Annotated in this window: 16 protein-coding genes and 1 tRNA gene; 7 read left to right on the forward strand and 10 right to left on the reverse strand. The window is 63.1% G+C overall.

The window, feature by feature from the left end; translation table 11 throughout:
- Nucleotides 1–25 precede the first annotated feature (25 nt).
- The 4 genes from X751_RS144245 to X751_RS144230 form a co-directional block, all read right to left on the reverse strand.
- Entirely contained in the window at nucleotides 26–1501 is a 1476-nt protein-coding gene (locus X751_RS144245) for a M81 family metallopeptidase (RefSeq protein WP_023688837.1), read from the reverse strand.
- A gap of 25 nt (nucleotides 1502–1526) precedes the next feature.
- Nucleotides 1527–2351, reverse strand: a complete 825-nt coding sequence (locus X751_RS144240; RefSeq protein WP_023745367.1) for a carbohydrate ABC transporter permease — start codon at nucleotides 2349–2351, stop codon at nucleotides 1527–1529.
- Nucleotides 2348–3217, reverse strand: coding sequence for a sugar ABC transporter permease (locus X751_RS144235; protein WP_023745368.1), 870 nt, complete (start codon nucleotides 3215–3217; stop codon nucleotides 2348–2350). Before X751_RS144235 ends, X751_RS144240 begins: the two co-directional genes overlap by 4 nt.
- A 424-nt stretch (nucleotides 3218–3641) precedes the next feature.
- Complete coding sequence (locus X751_RS144230; RefSeq protein ID WP_023745369.1) at nucleotides 3642–4874, reverse strand: sugar ABC transporter substrate-binding protein; 1233 nt, start codon at nucleotides 4872–4874, stop codon at nucleotides 3642–3644.
- Nucleotides 4875–5051: 177 nt separating this feature from the next.
- Between X751_RS144230 and X751_RS144225 the strand changes: the two genes are divergently transcribed.
- The 3 genes from X751_RS144225 to X751_RS144215 are packed head-to-tail and all read left to right on the forward strand — an operon-like array spanning nucleotide 5052 to nucleotide 7824.
- Nucleotides 5052–5822 carry an SDR family oxidoreductase gene (locus tag X751_RS144225; RefSeq protein WP_023745370.1) on the forward strand — a complete coding sequence of 257 codons (771 nt, stop codon included), beginning with the start codon at nucleotides 5052–5054 and terminating at the stop codon, nucleotides 5820–5822.
- Between the two features lie 2 nt (nucleotides 5823–5824).
- Nucleotides 5825–6892, forward strand: a complete 1068-nt coding sequence (ugpC, locus tag X751_RS144220; protein ID WP_023668605.1) for a sn-glycerol-3-phosphate ABC transporter ATP-binding protein UgpC — start codon at nucleotides 5825–5827, stop codon at nucleotides 6890–6892.
- Between the two features lie 50 nt (nucleotides 6893–6942).
- The gene (locus tag X751_RS144215; RefSeq protein ID WP_023668604.1) at nucleotides 6943–7824 is read left to right on the forward strand and encodes a MurR/RpiR family transcriptional regulator; all 882 of its coding nucleotides are present in this window, start codon (nucleotides 6943–6945) and stop codon (nucleotides 7822–7824) included.
- 3 nt (nucleotides 7825–7827) lie between these two features.
- On the opposite strand, the gene X751_RS144210 is transcribed toward X751_RS144215, so the two are convergent.
- Complete coding sequence (locus X751_RS144210; RefSeq protein ID WP_023668603.1) at nucleotides 7828–8142, reverse strand: DUF167 family protein; 315 nt, start codon at nucleotides 8140–8142, stop codon at nucleotides 7828–7830.
- A gap of 13 nt (nucleotides 8143–8155) precedes the next feature.
- Nucleotides 8156–8446 carry a YggT family protein gene (locus tag X751_RS144205; RefSeq protein WP_023668602.1) on the reverse strand — a complete coding sequence of 97 codons (291 nt, stop codon included), beginning with the start codon at nucleotides 8444–8446 and terminating at the stop codon, nucleotides 8156–8158.
- 148 nt (nucleotides 8447–8594) lie between these two features.
- Between X751_RS144205 and X751_RS144200 the strand changes: the two genes are divergently transcribed.
- A tRNA-Ala gene (locus X751_RS144200) sits at nucleotides 8595–8670 on the forward strand.
- Between the two features lie 47 nt (nucleotides 8671–8717).
- On the opposite strand, the gene X751_RS144195 is transcribed toward X751_RS144200, so the two are convergent.
- Nucleotides 8718–10679, reverse strand: a complete 1962-nt coding sequence (locus X751_RS144195) for an acyltransferase family protein (RefSeq protein ID WP_081726890.1) — start codon at nucleotides 10677–10679, stop codon at nucleotides 8718–8720.
- A gap of 102 nt (nucleotides 10680–10781) precedes the next feature.
- Nucleotides 10782–11390 (reverse strand): TetR/AcrR family transcriptional regulator, encoded by a 609-nt coding sequence (locus X751_RS144190; RefSeq protein ID WP_023737945.1) that lies wholly within the window; start codon nucleotides 11388–11390, stop codon nucleotides 10782–10784.
- Nucleotides 11391–11497: 107 nt separating this feature from the next.
- Here X751_RS144190 and X751_RS144185 point away from each other — a divergent pair, with 107 nt between their 5' ends.
- The 3 genes from X751_RS144185 (at nucleotide 11498) to X751_RS144175 (ending at nucleotide 16100) form a co-directional block, all read left to right on the forward strand.
- A complete protein-coding gene (locus X751_RS144185) occupies nucleotides 11498–12184 on the forward strand; it encodes a PspA/IM30 family protein (protein ID WP_023745372.1) in 687 nt (228 codons plus the stop codon).
- A 111-nt stretch (nucleotides 12185–12295) separates the two neighbouring features.
- Nucleotides 12296–12583, forward strand: coding sequence for a YiaA/YiaB family inner membrane protein (locus X751_RS144180; protein ID WP_023745373.1), 288 nt, complete (start codon nucleotides 12296–12298; stop codon nucleotides 12581–12583).
- A gap of 91 nt (nucleotides 12584–12674) precedes the next feature.
- Nucleotides 12675–16100, forward strand: a complete 3426-nt coding sequence (locus X751_RS144175; protein WP_023745374.1) for an acyl-[ACP]--phospholipid O-acyltransferase — start codon at nucleotides 12675–12677, stop codon at nucleotides 16098–16100.
- Between the two features lie 48 nt (nucleotides 16101–16148).
- Here the strand turns inward: X751_RS144175 and X751_RS144170 are convergent, their stop codons facing one another.
- Together X751_RS144170 and X751_RS144165 are read right to left on the reverse strand one after the other, a co-directional pair.
- The gene (locus X751_RS144170; RefSeq protein WP_023745375.1) at nucleotides 16149–17360 is read right to left on the reverse strand and encodes a hypothetical protein; all 1212 of its coding nucleotides are present in this window, start codon (nucleotides 17358–17360) and stop codon (nucleotides 16149–16151) included.
- Between the two features lie 49 nt (nucleotides 17361–17409).
- Nucleotides 17410–18360 (reverse strand): hypothetical protein, encoded by a 951-nt coding sequence (locus X751_RS144165; RefSeq protein ID WP_031202896.1) that lies wholly within the window; start codon nucleotides 18358–18360, stop codon nucleotides 17410–17412.
- Nucleotides 18361–18383 lie beyond the last annotated feature (23 nt).

Raw genomic sequence — 18383 nt, forward strand, 5'->3', positions numbered from 1 at the left:
CTTATCTCCCCCCTCGAGGGGGAGATCACCAGCGCCAAGGATCCGCCACCCGTGGCCACACCGGCCGCGTCAGCTTCCTGTAATCCGTCACCGCCGGATTGCTCGGATACGAGCTCGGCGCCGAGACATAGATGATCTCCGCCGCGATCGGTTCAAAGCCGGCGTAGAAATGGTTGGTTGACTTGATCAGCAATATGTCCTTCGACAACGGATCGACACCGATGTTGGAGAAGACATCCGGCTCGAAGGTCTGCGTGCGGTTGGTGTTGAGGATGATGTCGATTTCGGTGCCTTCGAGCCGCACCAGCGCCGTCGGTCCGAGCGTCACCCGGCTCGGCCCGAAGCTCTGCCAGCCCTCGGGGACGGCTTTCAACACCTTGACGCGCGCATCGATCGGTTCGCCGGCCAGCGGCCCGGCCTTGCCGCCGAAGCGCAGGTCGATGACGGCGCCTTCGCCTGCCGCCTGGCAAAAGGTGACAGCGATCGGGTCCCAGATCGTCGCCACGCCAAAATTGTCCACGCCCTGTTCCAGCATGGCGCGCAGCACGACCGTACCGTCGCCGGCGACGCCACCGCCGGGATTGTCCCAGATGTCGGCAATCACAACCGGCTTGCCGGGATTTTCCTTGCGCACGGCCAGTGCCCGCGCGATGCCGTCCTCGGTGTTCAGCATCGTCATCGCCGTCCTTTCGCGGATGGCGTAAAGCTCGTGCCCTAGCCTCTCCGCCAGCGCATCGCCCTTGGCCTTGTCATTGTCAGTGACGACCAGGATGCGCGTGCCCATTTCCGGCACGTCCGCGGCCATGAAGCCATGGATGACCGAGACCGACAGCACGCCGTCCTTGCCGTGCAGCGCCTTGATGCGGTCGACGAAGGAGCGCATCGGCTCGCGGCTGGTCGGCAGCACCTGGATCATGCGGCAGTCGAACGTCGAGATCACCGGCTTGATCTCGTCGCGCGCCGCCGCCAATCCAAGCTCGACGACATGTTCGCCGCGCTCATAGAAGTCGGTGTGCGGGAATTCGAGGAAATAGGCCATGACATTGCATGCCGCGACGCGCTTCGGCGTCAGGTGGCTGTGCGGGTCGAGCTCGACCGCGATCACCACGTCGGGCCCGACGATTGCGCGAACCCGTTCCAGCAGATCGCCTTCGCAATCGTCATAGCCTTGCGCCACCATGGCGCCGTGCAGGCCGAGGATGACGGCGTCGACCGGCAAGGCTGCCTTCAACTGGCCGAGAATCTCGTCGCGCAACGACTCATAGGTCTGCCGCTGCACCAGCCCGCCCGGCTCCGCCCAGGTGGCGGTGCCTTCGATGACGGTCAGCCCTTCGGCAGCCGCACGCCGGCGCAGCGCGACCATCGGCGAGGAGCACAAGGTCGGCGTGTCTGGATGCTTGCCCGGCCCGGCATAGAACGCCATCTCGAACGACGCCCGGTCGGTCGGCACCGGCGAGAAGGTGTTGGTTTCGGTCGCCAGCGAGGCGGTGAAGATGCGCATGAAAGCTCCGTTGTGAATGGCGCCGTTATTTGACCGCCCCGAGCGCCAGCCCGCGGACGAGATAGCGCTGCAGCCAGATGAACAGGATTGCCACCGGCAGCGTCGCCAGCAGCGTCGCCGCCATTACATGGTGCCATTCGATCGTGTAGCGGCCGGCGACCAGCGAGAACACCTGGATAGGCAGCGTGTAACTTTCCTGGCTGCGCAGCATTGTGAGCGCAACGACGAACTCATTCCATGCGTTGATGAAGGTGAAGATGGCGGTCACCGCTATTGCCGGCAGGCAAAGCGGCAGAAACACTTTTCGCAAGGTCAGCCATCGGCCGGCGCCTTCCATCCACGCTGCTTCCTCGAGATCGCGCGGGATGGTGTCGAAATAGCTTTGCAGCATCCACACGGTGAAGGCGACGTTGAAAGCCATGTAGATGACGCCGAGCGCGGTCGTGGATTCGATCAGACCCCAGGCCGCCATCAGCCGGAACAGGCCGAGCACCAGCACGATCGGCGAGATCATCTGCGAGATCAGCAGGAACTGGCGGAAGGCGCCATAGCCGGCAAAGCGAAACCGCGACATGGCATAGGCGGCCGGCACCGAGATCAGGATGGCGCCGACGGTGGCGATAACAGAGACATAGAGCGAATTGGCCAGCGCCTGGCCAAAGCCGGTCGCCACCCACATGTCGGCAAAATTCGACCAGTGGAATTCGCTTGGCCACCAGGTCGGCGACAGCACCTCCTGCCGCGGCTTGACCGCGGTCAAAAACATTACCGCGAAGGGGAAGATCGTCACCACGAGCAGCGGCGAAAGCAGCAGCCAGGTGATGATCGTACGCTTCAGCTTGGGCGTCATGTGCGCTGCTCCCGCATGGCGAGGCGCACATAGATCATGGTGAAGATCAAAAGGATGGCGAACATCAGCAGCGACACTGCCGATGCTTCCCCCAGTTTGCCGATGCGGAAGGCCAGCTTGTAGAGATGGGTGACCAATATGTCGGTCGAGTTGGCCGGCCCGCCCTGCGTCATCACCCAGATGATCGGGAAGGAATTGAAGACGTAGATGGTGTTGAGCACGATGGCGATGTTGATGAACGGCTTCAGCAGCGGAAAGGTGATCTCGCGGAACTGCTGCAGCGGCGTCGCCCCCTCCAGGGCCGCCGCCTCGTAGAGGTCGTCGGGGATCGACGACAGGCCGCCGAGGAAGATGGTCGTGGTGAACGGTACCGTCACCAATATGCCGATCAGCACCTGCATCGGGAATGCCGTCTCGGCGCGCGCCAGCCACTGGATGTTTTCATGGATCAGGCCAAGCCCGATCAGCGCCGAGTTCAGCATCCCGCTTTCGCCGTTGAGCGCCCAGCGCCAGACCACTGCCGTCATCGTCAGCGACACCGCCCAGGGCAGCATGATGATGACGCGGGCAATGCCGCGGCCGTAGAAATCGGTGTTGAGGATCATCGCCACGGGGACGGACAACAGCAGCGCGCCGCCGACCACCAGCACGGTCCACAGGCCGGTGCGCCAGAGTGCCGCCAGAAAATCGGGATCGGCGAGGAAGGCGGAATAATTGGCGAAATCGTTGAAGTCCCGCAGCTGCCCAAAACGGCTGACATCATGCGTTGATATCTGGATCAGGTCCCAGACCGGCCAGAAGATGACGACTGCGGCCAGAAACAGGCTGGGCAAGGTCAATAAATAGGGCAGGTAACGATTTTGCATCGGCCGGATTCGTACCGTGTTGGACATAAGTGGCGCTGGCGCGCCAGCTCGGATCAATCTCGCATATCGGTCTAAGGCAGCGCTTCAGGGTTTGAATTTCCTGCGACGTTTGCGCTGCCCCTCACCTGCCTGCCCATCCTCCGCAACGGTTGCGGAAGGGGCCTTTCCTCTCCCCCGTCGATCGGGGGAGAGGTGTCGAGCGGAGCTCGACGGAGTGGGGGTCGACGGAGTGGATGTCGACCCTTGGGGCGCAAGGCGAGGTGATGTTTGCCCCTATTGCCCTTCCTATGTCCGTCGCGGCGGTTGCCAGGTGGTTCCCCCACTCCGTCTCGGCTTCGCCGAGCCACCTCTCCCCCCTCCGGAGGGAGAGGAAAGTGTGGCGCGCCCCGATCTCTGGGCCGCGCCGGGCGCAGGGAGATACGCCCTATTTCTTAATCACGGCGTTGGCCTTGGCAGCCGCTTCCTTCAAGCCTGCCTCGGGGTCGCCGCCGAGATAGATTTTCTGCATGGCATCCGAGGTGATCTGGGCGACTTCTTCCCAGCCGGGGATGACCGGTGCAAAGCGAGCGTCGGGCAGCAGTGCGGTGAACGCGGCGAGGTCGGCATTGTTGACGTAATAGTCCATCTTGGCCTCTTCCTTGTTCACCGGCAGGAAGCCTTCCCCTTGCGTGAACTTGGCGCGCTGTTCGGTGGTGAACAGGAAGTCGAGCAGCTTCCAGGCCTCATCCTTGTTCTTGGAATTCTTGAACATGATGATGGAATCGGTGACGCCGTACGTGCCGCGCGCGCCGGTCGGTCCGGCGGGGATAGCGGCCACGCCATATTTCAGGTTCGGCGCCTCGTCCTTGATCTGGTTGGACAGGAAGGGTGCGGTGATCATCATGCCGACCTTGCCCTGCTTGAACAGGTTCTGGACGTCCTCGCGGTTGTTGGAGGTGACGCCGGGTTCCGTCAGGCCTTCGTCGATCATCGACTTGTAGAGCTTGGCGGCTTCGAGCGCGCCCGGCGTGCCGAGGCCCGACGTGCCATCCTTGTTGAGAATCTCGGTGCCTTGCGACCACATCGCATAGTAGTAATAGACGTCGGTCTCGATCTCCTTGCCCTGCAGGCCGAAGCCGAACGTGCCGGTGCCCAGCGCCTTGATCTTGCGCGCATCCTCCTGCAACTCGGTCCAGGTTGCCGGCGGGTTGGCGATTCCGGCCTTCTCGAACAATTCCTTGTTGTAGTACATGGCGCGCGCCGAAGCCGCGATCGGCAGGCCATAGGTCTTGCCCTCCATGATCGACGGCGACAGGAAGGTGTCGATGAAGCGATCCTTGAAGTCAGGCTTGATGTAGCCGTCGAGCGGCTCGGCGACATCCTGCTGGACGAAATCGATCAGCCAGCGGGTGCCGATGATCGACAGGTCGGCATTGGTGCCGGCCGTGATGTCGGTGGTCAGCTTCTGCAGCAGCACGTCCCACGGCACAACTTCGAACTTGACGGTGATACCCGGGTTGGCTGCCTCGAATTCCTTTTTCACCGCTTCGAAATACGGGCCGGTCTTGGCGCTGTATTCGGCGACGGTTACGCGCACCTCGCCGGCATCTGCCTGTGCGGTGAGCGCCAGCAGGCTCATTCCGGCCATCAGGCCGACAGTCCATTTTGCAAGCTTCATTCGATCTCTCCCATTTGATTGCGCCTGCGCTCTTGCGGCTTCCAGGCGACCAAGGCTTTATGTGACTTTCCTACATTATCCATCATTTGACGCTGTGCAAGCGGATTATCCTGTTGCTTAATTACATTTCTTAAAATAGCGTTTTCCGATTATCGTAGATCCCAGGAGGCGCGCAGCGTGGTTTCAAAGGCCGAATTCGCAGGCAAGACCGTGCTGGTGACCGGCGCCGGCGGCGGGCTCGGCTCGGCTATTGTGGCGCTGCTGGCCGAACGAGGCGCGCGCGTCGTCGGCTGCGACCAGTCGCAAGACCAGCTCGGCAGTCCGCATCTGGCGTCGCGCCACGTCTTCGACCTTCTCGACCGGATCTCCACCGATGCCGCGATCACGGCGATCCTCGAGAAAGACGGCGTGCCCGACATCCTGATCAACAATGCCGGCTGGACGCGCGCCGAGACTCTTGCAGCGCTGACCCCCGACAAGATCACGCATGAGCTCGACCTCAATCTGACCGGGGTGATGCTGTTCGCCGATCCACTGATCAAGGCGATGGCCGCGCGCGGTTCGGGCAGCGTCGTCTTCATCTCTTCCGTCAACGCCATCGCCCACTTCGGCAACCCGGCCTATGCCGCAGCCAAGGCCGGCATCAATGCCTATGCCAAAGCGATCGCTGTGGAACTCGGCCGCAACGGGCTGCGCGCCAATGTCGTCTGCCCCGGCTCGATCCGCACCGCCGCCTGGGACCATCGCCTGGCCAAGAACCCGGATGTTCTCGGCAAGCTCAAGCGGCTCTATCCGCTCGGCCGCATCGTCGACGCCACGGAAGTGGCCGAAGCGGTGGCCTTCCTTGTTTCGGATCGCGCATCGGGGATAACCGGCGCGGTGGTGCCGGTCGACGCCGGACTGACCGCCGGCTTCCTGCCCTTCATCGACGACATACTGGGAGCGTAGCCATGACCGACGTTGAGTTCCGCGACCTGTCGAAATCCTTCGGACGCCATAAGATTCTCGAAAACATCAGCCTCGACATCAAGAGCGGCGAATTCGTCGTGCTGGTCGGCCCTTCCGGCTGCGGCAAGTCGACCTTGCTGCGCATGCTGGCCGGGCTGGAGCCGATCACCTCAGGCGACCTCTTGATCGGCGGCGTGCGCGCCAACGCTTTGCCGCCACAGCAGCGCAATGTTGCGATGGTCTTTCAGTCCTATGCGCTGTTTCCGCATCTGAAAGCGGCCGACAACATCGGCTTCGGCCCAAAGATCCGCGGCGAAAGCCGCACGGCAATCGACGACAAGGTGAAAAAGGCCTCCGGCGTCCTCAACCTGTTCTCCTATCTCGACCGCTATCCCCGGGAGCTGTCGGGCGGCCAGCGCCAGCGCGTCGCCATGGGCCGCGCCATCGTGCGCGAACCCTCGGTGTTCCTGTTCGACGAGCCGCTCAGCAATCTCGACGCGCAACTGCGCGTGCAGATGCGCACCGAGATCAAGGCGCTGCACCAGCGGCTGAAATCGACCATCGTCTATGTCACCCACGACCAGATCGAGGCCATGACCATGGCCGACCGCATCGTGGTGATGGACCGCGGCAAGATCCAGCAGGTCGGCGCACCGCTGGAGCTCTACGACCGTCCCGCCAACAAATTCGTCGCCTCCTTCATCGGCTCGCCGTCGATGAGTTTTGTCTCCGGCGCCCTGAAGACGACGCCCGAGAAAAGCTGGTTCGAATCGGCCGGCGGAGGGCGACTGGCGCTCGGCAGCAAGACGGTGCCGGCTGGCAGCACGGTCGAGGCCGGCATACGGCCCGAACACTTCGTCATCGGCGAGGCTGTCGACGCGATGGCGATCAAGGTCGATGTCGTCGAGCCGACCGGCTCGGAAACCCATGTCTATGGCGCCATCGGCGCTGACACGGTGCGCGCCGTGTTCCGCGATCGGATACAGGTCAAGCCGGGTGAGATGCTGCCGGTCTCGGTCGCGCCTGCAAACATCCATCTGTTCGACACGGCGACAGGCCTGCCGCTATGAGAGCGCCGGCATGAAAACGAAAACACCACGATGAAGACGACAACCCAGAAATGAAAACGCCGGCCGACATCATCACGCGCCTGCAGCTGATGTCGCAGGACGGCACCAAATCGGACCGCCGCCTGGCCGGCCTCGTGCTGACCGATCTCGACTTCGCCTCCAAGGCGGCAATCTCGGAAATTGCCGCGCGCGTCGGCGTCAGCGAGCCGACGGTCACCCGTTTCTGCCGCAATCTCGGCTGCGAGGGTCTGCGCGATTTCAAATTCTACCTGGCGCAGGCGATCGCCATTGGCGGCCAGTATCTGTCGCCCGAACCGCTGAACCGCGACGCGCGCGAGCAGCGCATTGCGTCGGCCATCACCGAAGCGGCAATCGCCGCCATCCAGCGCGCCAGCGAAAACCTCGACATGAAGACGCTGGTGGGCGTGGCCGCGCGCATCGTCAGTTCGGGCAATGTGCTGTGCATCGGCTCCGGCGGCATTTCCTCGATGATGGCGACCGAGATGCAGAACCGGCTGTTTCGGCTGGGCGTGCCGGTGCTGGCGCAGATCGACGGGCAATTGCAGCGCATGTATGCCGCGGTCGCCACATCGGAGACGACGCTGATCGCGTTCTCGGTGTCCGGCTATGCGCGCTCGGTGATCGACGCCGTTCAGGTGGCCCAGCAATATGGCGCCAGCACCATCGCCGTAACCCCGCCGGAATCAGCGCTCGCCAAGGCCGCCGATACCGTTATCCAGTTCCAGTCGCTGGAAGACGGCAACATCTACAAGCCGACCTCGTCGCGCTATGCGCTGCTGTCGATCGTCGACATGATCGTCACCTCCGTGGCCGAAACGCGCGGACCCAGGGTTCTCGAAAACCTGCGCCGCATCAAGCAGAGCGTGAACACGCTGAAGGTCGACGATCCAAAGTTGCCGCTGGGGGATTGAGGATTATCCGGCGGCCAGTGCCTCGATGCTCTTCACCAGCGTCGATGGTTCGCCAACCACACGCACCGTCTTCAGCCGCGCCGTGCCGCCTGCAATGACCGACACGACCGATGCCGGAACGCCCAGCGCCTTGGCCACCAGCCGTTCCAGCGCCGCATTGGCCGCGCCATTCTCCGGCACGGCGCGCACGCGCGCCTTCAAATGGCTGCGCCCGTCGGCCGATTTTTCGGCGCCTCCGAGCCTGTCCACGGAAGACTTCGGCGTCAGCCGGATAAACAGGTCGATGCCGTCGGCGCGCAAGCGGAATGGCGCGTTCATGCCATCGTCGGGTTCACAGGACCAGCGGCGCTATCGTGGTGAGAATGAGCTGCCTGAGGAAGAACAGGAGCAGAAGCAGGATGATCGGCGAGATGTCGACGCCGCCAAGGTCGGGCATGAACCGACGGATTGGACGCAGCGCCGGCTCGGTCAGCCGGTAGAGCATGTTGCCGATGCTGCCGACGAACTGATTGCGCGAGTTGACGACGTTGAACGCATAGAGCCAGGAAAAGATCGCCGAGGCGATGATGACCCACCAGTACAGGTCCAGCGCCATGACGATTGTTTGAATGAGGGCGAGCATGCCGGTCTCCGATTGTTGCCGACATGTAGCCATTGAGCGCGAAACCGGCAAGGGCCGGTCGCCTACAAGCATCGGGCACAAGGGATTTCGGCAAAACCCCGCCTTGACAGGAAACCGCAGCCTTCGATAAATGCGCCATCCGCTGGACGGGGCTGTAGCTCAGCTGGGAGAGCGCGTCGTTCGCAATGACGAGGTCAGGAGTTCGATCCTCCTCAGCTCCACCAGCGGAATTTTCCTGCCTGTCGACACATCTAAGTTCCGAGACGTCTCGTCAAAGCCCCGCCTTCGCTGCGAGATAGGGCGCCAGGGCAAGCGAGTAGCTGGCGGTCAGATGATGACTGTCCCGCCAGACGATGATGTTGCCGACAACTGCCGGGCATAGTTGCGGCCCGCAAATGGCATCGAGCATATCGATGGCGCGCACATTTTTCTGTCCTTCCGCGGCCAGCGCCAACACGTTGCTCCGCTCAATATCGCTCAGTTTGGTGACGCATTTCGTTGGGGTCGAACTCAGGCATTCGCCCGGGTCGAATTTCATATAGGGCGTGTTGCGGATGGCAACGATTTGCGAGCCGGCGTCCGTCAGCCCGCCCCAGAGACTTCGCAGCCCCTCGATCATCACGTCTTGCTGAACCGCTCCGTAATTGGACTGGCTGGTGAAGATCAGATCCGGTTTCAGCTTTAGGATCTCGGCCAGCACCTTTTCGTGCCACTGCGCGCATAAGACGTTGGGTTTGCCATCCGCCGTGATGGCCACGCGGGTGAATGGGCAGGCGGATTTTGTAAAGGTAACCAGTTTGAAGTTGCGGTCCTTTGCGATCTTGTCCAGTGCCGGCACCCACTGGGCTGCATGAGAATCTCCCACCAGAACCATTGTTTTCGCACCCGTGGGATCGCCTAGAGAGCATCGTTTGGGCTCCGAGCTTTCCTCCTGGTGGCACTTCCTTGCATACACGACCGGCACGTCCCGCCTCAGCCGGGCCAGCGGCGGCAGAAGGTTCACACCGTCCGGGACCACGGCGCCGGAGACGAGAGCGGCGGGCCCAGGGTAGGAAGGCGTGCCGATCAGCGCGGTGTCGATGCGTTCGGTCTTCAGAAAGAGCAGCAGGCTGCCGGATGCGGCCACGCATGTGAGAACCGCCGCGGTGCCGTATCCCAGCGGCTTCCACCAGGCGCCGCCCCGAGCTTGCCGGTAGCGCTGCTCAACATATCGATAGGACAGATCCGATAGAAGCAGGGTCGCCGCAATCAGGCCGAAACCGCCGGCAAGGGTCAGCGAATGACCCTGCGCCTGGGAGATGGTGATCAGCGGCCAATGCCATAGATAGACCGAGTAGGAGCGATCGCCGATGAAACGAAGTGGCAACGAATCGAGCCCACGAAACCGGCCGACTTCAACCTCGCCAGCCAGGATGACCAGCACTGTGGCCAAGGTCGGCAACAACGCACTGACGCCGGGAAATGGAGTTGCAGCGGAAAACAGCAAGGCGGACGCAACGATGCCCAGGATGCCGGCGATCGCCAGCCACTGTCTAGTGAGTGCCGCCAGTCGAAACTGGTGTTCGGTCAGCACCAGCAGACCACCCAGCGCCAATTCCCACAGGCGGGTATGGCTGACGAAATAGGCCTGGGCCGGATCCGTCGCCGTCAAAACGACAGAGGCAACAAGTGATGCCGCGAAAATGAGCGACAACGCCCCGATCAAGCAGGCCCTCAGCGGAAGGTCACGGCGGCGCGCCAGCCAGATCACGCCGATCATCACCAACGGCCAGGCGATGTAGAACTGCTCTTCGATGGAAAGCGACCAGTAGTGTTGCACCGGGCTCGGCAAGGTGTCGGCCTCGAGATAGCTGACCGCAATCGAGGCCAGCCGCCAGTTCTCGACATAAAGAGCGCTCGCCACGATCTGGTTGCCCATTTCCTCCCAGCGCGCCTTTGAGATGAAAAGCAGCGTGCCCAGCAATGCCACCAGCAGCACCAGGGTTGCTGCCGGCAACAACCGTCGCACCCGTCGCGAGTAGAATTCGATCAGTGAAATCCGGCCGCCGCGCAGCGCCATCTGCGCCAGCAGGCCCGTGATCAGATAGCCAGAGATGACGAAAAAGACGTCGACGCCGACATATCCGCCAGGCAGCACATCCGGCCATATGTGATAGACCACGACAAGCGCGACCGCCAAGCCGCGCAGCCCCTGTATTTCGGGTCGAAACCGACGGTTCTGATCGATTGTCACCGGATATCCCCAACAGTCTCAGCCGGCCTGGATCAACCGGCAGTCCGCGCCACGATCTTCATAAGGGCAGAGTGCCGTGAGGCAAGAGCCGATCGCAGCAGTTCATTCCCTTTCCGTCTCCAGTCCGCTCACCAGCGTGTCGACGAAACCCAGCAGCTCACTTTCGAGGTCGGTGGACGCCAGGCCAATGAAACGGTCTTCGAGCGAGATGGCGACGATCCCATGCACGGCGGAGAACAGCGTGCGCGCGCGGGCCAAAAGCTCCGGCGTTGCCGCCGCCGGGAGCAGCTGGGCCAGCGGCTCAACCAGATGCTGGACCAGCACCGCATGTTCGGCCAGATGCCATTCGGGCACCGCCACGCCTGGCGCCATACGGTGCTCGAACAGCGCCTTCCACGCCATGCGGTTGTCGCGGGCGAAGCCGAGATAGGCCTTGGCCAGCGCCTTCAGCCTTGCCCTAGGCTCGGCGACGCCGGTCGCCTCTTGCTGCAGGGCCGCCCCCAGCCTGGCCAGTGTGATCGAATTGACGTGCAGGATGAGCTCGTCCAGGTCGGCGAAGGCGGTGTAGAGCGCGCCCAGCGCGCAGCCGGCATCGGCCGTGATGTCGCGCGCACGCAGACCGGCGAGCCCCGAGGACTGGATGCGCGCTTGCGCGGCCTCGATCAGCCTGCCTTTGAGGTCCTCGCGTTTGGCGTCCCGTTTTGCGGTCATTAACCTTCTCTTATGCGCAATCATGAACACCGTTCATTTTCTCCTTGAACGCCGTTCACAATGTGCTACTTTGCCTCATGAACAACGTTCATAGAGGAGAAACGGAAATGTTGAAACAGTTTTTTGCTCTCGTTCGCGGCCGAAGCTACGAAGCCGCCGAGGCGGTCGTCGACCGCAACGCGCTGATAATCCTGCGCCAGCAGATCCGCGATTGCGCCGACGCTATCGCGGCCGCCCGCCGGGCGGTTGCAATTGCCATCGCCCAGAACGAACAGGAAGTCGCGCAGTACAAGAAGCTTGTCCTCCGCATCGACGATTTGGAGAAGCGCACGATCGCCGCGATCGAGCAGGGACAGAATGAACTGGCCCGCGAAGCCGCCGAAACCATCGCCATGCTGGAAGCCGAACGCGACGCCTCCGCCGAGGCGCAGAAAAGCTTCGGCACCGAGATCGAGCGTCTCAAGCGGATTATCCGCGTCTCCGAAATGCGCCTGCGCGAATTGCAGCGCGGCCAGCGCATCGTTGCCGCGGTCGACTCGACCCAGCGCCTGCGAGAAAGCGCGCCCGGCTCCAGCCTGTCGGCGCTCAGGGACGCCGAGGAGACGCTGCTGCGCCTGCGCACCAGGCAAAAGCAGATCGACGCCACCGCGGCCGCCATGGCCGAGATGGAACAGTCGGGCGATCCTGCCGCGGTCTCAGAAAAGCTTGCGGCCGCCGGCTGCGGCGCGCCGCTGAGAAGCAGCGCCGACGCCGTGCTCGAACGGCTCACGAAGACCATGACCAAGCCGGCCTGATCGTACCCGGCCTGATTGTTATCCAGTCTGATTGTATCCGGCCTGATTGTATCCAGCCTGAAACAGACCCACGCCCAACCAACCTGACCTTGAAACGAAAGGACCATATCGATGACCCCGAACACCTATTCCCCCAAGGACTCAAGCGCCTGGAAGACCTTCACCATGGCCAGTTTCGCCGTTGCCGCCACGATGATGGCCGGCGGCATCTACTTCATGGAGGCGAGCTTCGCCGCCAAGGGGTTTTATGCGATGGCCGCCATCATGCTCGTGCACACCTCGATCACCATCACCAAGACGCTGCGCGACTCGGAAGAGGCAAGCCGCTTCATCAACCGGCTGGAAGACGCCAAGGCCGAGAAGTTGCTGATGGAAGTCAGCCGCAGTAACGAAGTGTAACCGGGTTCCCGCTAAACAAGGCTCAACGCGCAAGACCGCTGATCAATCCAGCCAGGATTTTAATCGGTCTTGCCCAATGGAAGTCGCCGCTATGGAAATCGCCCCGATCAATCGTCCGACAGCTCATCTGATGACATCCAGGCGCTTTGCGCCCTTGTTCTGGACGCAGTTCCTGTCCGCCTTCAACGATAATTTCCTCAAGAACACGCTGGTGTTCCTTATTCTGTTCACGCTGGCGGCGGACCAGGCGGCATCACTTGTCACCTTGGCGGGCGCCGTCTTCATGGCCCCCTTCCTGCTCCTGTCGGCGCTCGGCGGCGAGCTCGCCGACCGCTTCGACAAGGCTCTCATAGCCAAGCGTCTGAAATTCGCCGAGATCGCCGCGGCGGGTGTCTCCGTCGTCGGCATCGCCCTGTCGTCCATTCCCGTGCTGATGACGGCGCTGTTGATGTTCGGCGTTATCTCGGCGCTGTTCGGACCGATCAAATACGGCATCCTGCCCGATCACCTCGAACGCAAGGAACTGCCCAAGGCCAACGCCTGGATCGAGTCAGCTACGTTTGCCGCGATTCTCGGCGGCACCATAGCCGGCGGCGTCGTTTCCGCCGATGGCATCGGCGTCGCGGTGTTCGGACCGATCATGATGGCGCTCGCCGTCGGTTGCTGGCTCGTCAGCCGCTACATCCCGTCGACCGGTTCGGCGGCGCCCGACCTTGTCATCGACAAGAACATCTTCCGCTCGACCTGGCGCCAGGTCGCCGAATTGCGCACCGACACGCGCATCTGGCGCGCCGGCCTGATGACGTCGTGGTTTTGGCTGATCGGCGCCATCGTGCTCTCGCTCCTGCCGGTGCTGATCAAGGATTCGCTCGGCGGCAACGAAATGGCCGTCACCGTCTACCTCGCCGTGTTCGCCGTCTCGATCGCCATCGGTTCGGCCATCGCCGCCTGGATGTCGCAGGGCCGCATCGTGCTGTTGCCGGCACCGGTCGGCACGGCGCTGCTCGCCCTGTTCGGCCTGCATCTCGCCTGGACCATCTCCGGCATGACGCCGTCGCCCCAGGCGGAAACCCTTGGCGCATTCTTCGCCGGCCCAAACACGGTCCGCGTCGCCATCGACCTCGCCGGCATGGCCATTGCAGCCGCTTTCCTGGTGGTGCCGACCTTCGCCGCCGTGCAGGCCTGGTCGCCCGAAGCGCGGCGCGCCCGGGTTGTCGCCGCCGTCAGTATCGTCAATGCCGGCTTCATGACTGGCGGCGGCATCATCATGGCCCTGATCCAGACAAAGGTCTCGACCGGCGGCATCCTGTTCGGCCTCGCCGCGGCCAATGCGATTGCCGCCTGGCTGATGCTGAAATATTTGCCGACGAACCCCTTCCGTGACTTCGTCTCCATCCTGTTCCGCGCTTTCCTGCGCCTCGAAGTCGAGGGCATGGAAAACCTCAAGGCGGCCGGCAAGGCACCGATCCTGGCGCTCAACCATGTCAGCTTTCTCGACGGTCCGCTCGCCTTGACGCTGACCGATGAGGAGCCGGTCTTCGCCATCGACTACACCATTGCCCAGGCTTGGTGGATGAAGCCGTTCATGAAACTTGCCCGCGCTTTGCCGCTCAACCCGGCCAAGCCGATGTCGACCCGCACGCTGATCAAGATCGTGCAGGGCGGCGATCCGCTGGTGATCTTCCCGGAGGGACGCATCACGGTGACCGGCGGCCTGATGAAGGTCTATGACGGCGCCGCCATGGTTGCCGACAAGACCGGCTCGATGGTTGTGCCGGTGCGCATCGACGGGCTGGAGAAGACCTACTTCTCGCGGTTGAGCTCGCAGCATGTGCGCCGCCGCCTGTTCCCGAAGGTCAAGGTGACCATTCTGGAACCGGTCAAGCTCGAGGTGCCGCAAGAGCTGAAGGGCCGCAAGCGCCGCGCCGCGGCGGGTTCCGCGCTCTACCAGGTGATGTCGGATCTCGTTTTCCGCACCCAGGACATCGACAAGACCGTACTGGAAAAGATCATCGAGACGGCGAACGAACGCGGCATGAAACAGCTCGCAGTTCAGGATCCGGTCACCGGTTCTCTCAGCTACAGCAAGCTGCTCACGGCTGCCGCCGTGCTTGGTGAGAAGTTCCAGAACCTTTATGCCGACCAGCAGACGCTGGGCATCATGCTGCCCAACGCCAACGGCTCTTGCGCGACGCTGCTCGGCGTCATGTCCGCCGGCAAGGTTCCGGCGATGATGAACTTCACCGCAGGTGCTGCCAATATTCTGTCCGCCTGCAAGGCCGCCGAAGTCCGCACCGTGCTGACGTCCCGCGCGTTCGTCGAACAGGCAAAGCTCGGCGCCGTGGTCGAGGAACTCGGTCGCTCGGTCGACATCGTGTGGCTCGACGATCTCAGAAAGACCATCAGTCTCAAGGATAAGCTGCTCGGCTTGCTGCGCAAGTCGACGCCGCGCGCGAAACGCAAGCCCGGCGATGCGGCGGTGATCTTGTTCACCTCGGGTTCGGAAGGCACGCCGAAGGGCGTCGTTCTGACCCACCGCAACATCCTGGCCAACGCCGCCCAGGCGGCGTCGCGTATCGACTTCCATTCGGGCGACAAGGTGTTCAACGTGCTGCCGATCTTCCACTCCTTCGGCATGACCGCGGGCACGGTGCTGCCGTTGATCTCCGGCGTGCCGGTCTATTTCTACCCCTCGCCGCTGCACTACCGCCTCGTGCCGGAACTGATCTACGGCTCGAACGCGACGATCATCTTCGGCACCGACACCTTCCTCTCCGGCTATGCCCGCACCGCGCACCCCTACGACTTCCGCTCGATACGCTATTGTTTTGCCGGCGCAGAGCCGGTCAAGACAGCGACGCGCATGACCTATATGGAGAAGTTCGGCCTACGCATCCTCGAGGGCTACGGCGTCACCGAGACGGCGCCGGTGATCTCCATCAACACGCCGATGTACAATCGCTCCGGAACCGTCGGCAAGATCATGCCCGGCATGGAATACCGCCTCGATCCGGTCCCCGGCGTCGACGAAGGCGGCCGGCTGTTCGTGCGCGGCCCCAATGTCATGGCCGGTTATCTCCGGGCCGAGAAGCCCGGCGTGCTCGAACCGCTGGAGGACGGCTGGCATGATACGGGCGACGTCGTCGCTATCGACGAAGGCGGCTTCATCACCATTCGCGGCCGCGCCAAGCGCTTCGCCAAGATCGGCGGCGAGATGATCTCGCTCGCCGCTGTCGAAGCGCTGGCCGGCGAATTGTGGAAGGGCTCGCTGTCGGCGGTCGCCACGGTGCCCGACGCGCGCAAGGGCGAAAAGCTGATCCTCATCACTGAGGCATCCGGCGCCACACGAGCGGAATTCCTCGCCTACGCCAAGGCCAACGGCGCCATGGACCTGATGGTCCCGGCCGAAGTGCGGGTGGTCTCAAAGGTACCGGTCCTTGGCTCCGGCAAGCTCGACTTCGCCGCCGTGACAAAAATGGTGCGCGACGAAGAGGCCTTGAAGACCAAGGCCGCCTGACCCGGCTACGGCAACGGGCCGACGCAAGAGCCGGCCCGTTCAGTATGATCAACCCTTCGCCTGCCGCTGCGAAATCAGCATCGCCATGCGCTGGACTGCCCGCAGCTCCATTTCCACGCCCGGCGATGAGGCAAGCGTCGGCATGTTGAGCGCCACCACGGTCAGCGGATCGAGCGTCGCCAGCAGTACATGGGTCGCCTCATATTTCTCGAACAGCCATGCCAGCTGCTCGCGTATATCCTGGTCGACTGGCGCCCCCGGCTGCGCATCGGCGAGCGAGCGCACGGGCTCCTGCTCCAGTGCACGGGCCAGCACCTTCAGGTCGAAATCGCCGAGGTCCCCTGCCGGCAGGATCAGCGCGCCGTCGACAAGGATATGGCTCTGCAGGCCGCGCAGGAAGCGCGCCGAATCGGTGAGGTCGCCCTCGGCCATATGCTTCAGCAACGAGTCGCGGCGCTTCTCGGCGGTGAGGCTGACGCTGTCATTGTAGATGACTGCCAGCAGCGTCGCCGAAAGCACGATCACCACGCCCTGCACGCTGCCGCGCCAGCCGAGATCGTCGATGCCGCCCAGCGCCAGCCCGGCGAAAACCGAGCTCAGCGTAATCACGGTAAAGGCGCCGATCGTGTCGCGATGGCCGAGGCTGGCGCGCCCGAGGCCGATCGTAAGCCAGCACAGGAACAGGATGGCGATGCCGCCAAGCCGAACCGGCACTTCGAACAGGCCGGGCCGGTAGTCGGTGACCATGAACGGAATGATCAACAGCAGCGACAGCGCCATGCGCTCGACCGTGCGGTTTTCGGCCGCCGACAGGCTGTCGCGATCGCGCGTCATCACCAGCCAGCCGATGGCGAGAAAACCTCCGAACTGGAAGGCAAGTAGTACCGCCATCCGCCATGGCTCGGCAAAGCGTTCCGAGATCGGCGCCAGCAGTAGCAACAGCAGGGCGCCGCCGGCGGCAAAGAACTTTAGCGCAAACGGCGCATGCCGGCGCAACAGCCCCTCGGTCAGCAGCAGTGCGGCCAGCGGCAGCAGGCCCGCCGCCGCGATGGTGACGAAGCGGAAGAGTGCGAGGCCGGTAGTCCAGTCGAGGATTCGGCAGGCGAGCAGCACCGCCAGCACCCGCAAACCGAACAGAAAACGCCGCGACAGCGGATCGCCGGTGTCGCGCCCGCCGACGACCGATATCACGATCAGCAGCCCGAACAGCGCCGCCAGCGAGGTGATGGTGTCGGCCACGAGCGTGCCATCGAGGTTCATCGGTCAGCGCCCATCAGCTCACACCCAGGCATCATCACGGATGAAGCCATCAGCGTGTCCATGGTCTCAGCACATTCCATTGGCGGCTGCTATCCGCCCAGTGTACCACCGGCAAAACCAGCCGCTGCAGCGTGGCCGCCGCACCTGCTACCGCAAGGGCGGCAAGCGAGCCGCGCGGAACCGCGTCGGCGAGATAGGTGCGCGCCGACTGAAAGCTCATCTGTCCGATCTGCAGCACATCATCGCCGCGCGTGTAGTCGAGCTCTTTGTGGCAGAACTCGTTAAAGGTCTCGACGCGGTGCTTGGCCGCCTCGTCGAAGGTCTTCTTCAGATCGTCCGAGCCGCCCGTATAGGCGTTGGTGATGACGAAGCGCTCTTCGTCGAAACCAGCTTCGGGGCCGACACCGAAGACATGGCGATGGCGCGCCATGATCTGCCGCGCCAGAAGCACATGGGTAAGCGAGCGGCGCGCGCCGGCATGCGGTCCTGGGAACACATTGCTGAACGCCTCCGCGACCATGCCGACGACAGCGGGTACCTGGGTGACATTGGAAATCCAGATCGGCCGCAGTTGATTGCGCAAAAACATCAGGAAGCAGGTTAGGCCGTAGAGGATCCAGCTCAGCCCGCGGCTGCGCTCGTCGGGATCGATCATGACCAGACCGAGGTGCAAGACTTCATAGGGCTTGCCGGCGAGCGATATCTCCATCAGCGCCAGCGAGTTGAAGGCGATCGGCTGCCGGTCGCTGCGCCGGTAGACAATGGTGATGATGGAATGTTCCAGCCGGCTGCGGTCGCCGGAAAACACGCCATAGGTCAGGCTGCCGAACTTCAGTGTCTTGGACGCTACCAGCCGCAGATCGCTGCTCAGCTGCTCCAGTTCGGCAGCCTTCATCCAGCGCCCGGGCCGCTCCACGACGCGCGTCTCGTAGTCGGCGGATACGCGCATGCGCACATCCATGAACCGACCCGGCAGCAGCTGCAGAACCGCCTTGAGCACTATTTTTCCCCGTGGCAAGAACG

It is taken from the genome of Mesorhizobium sp. LNJC394B00 (assembly GCF_000502555.1).
Lineage (GTDB): Bacteria > Pseudomonadota > Alphaproteobacteria > Rhizobiales > Rhizobiaceae > Mesorhizobium.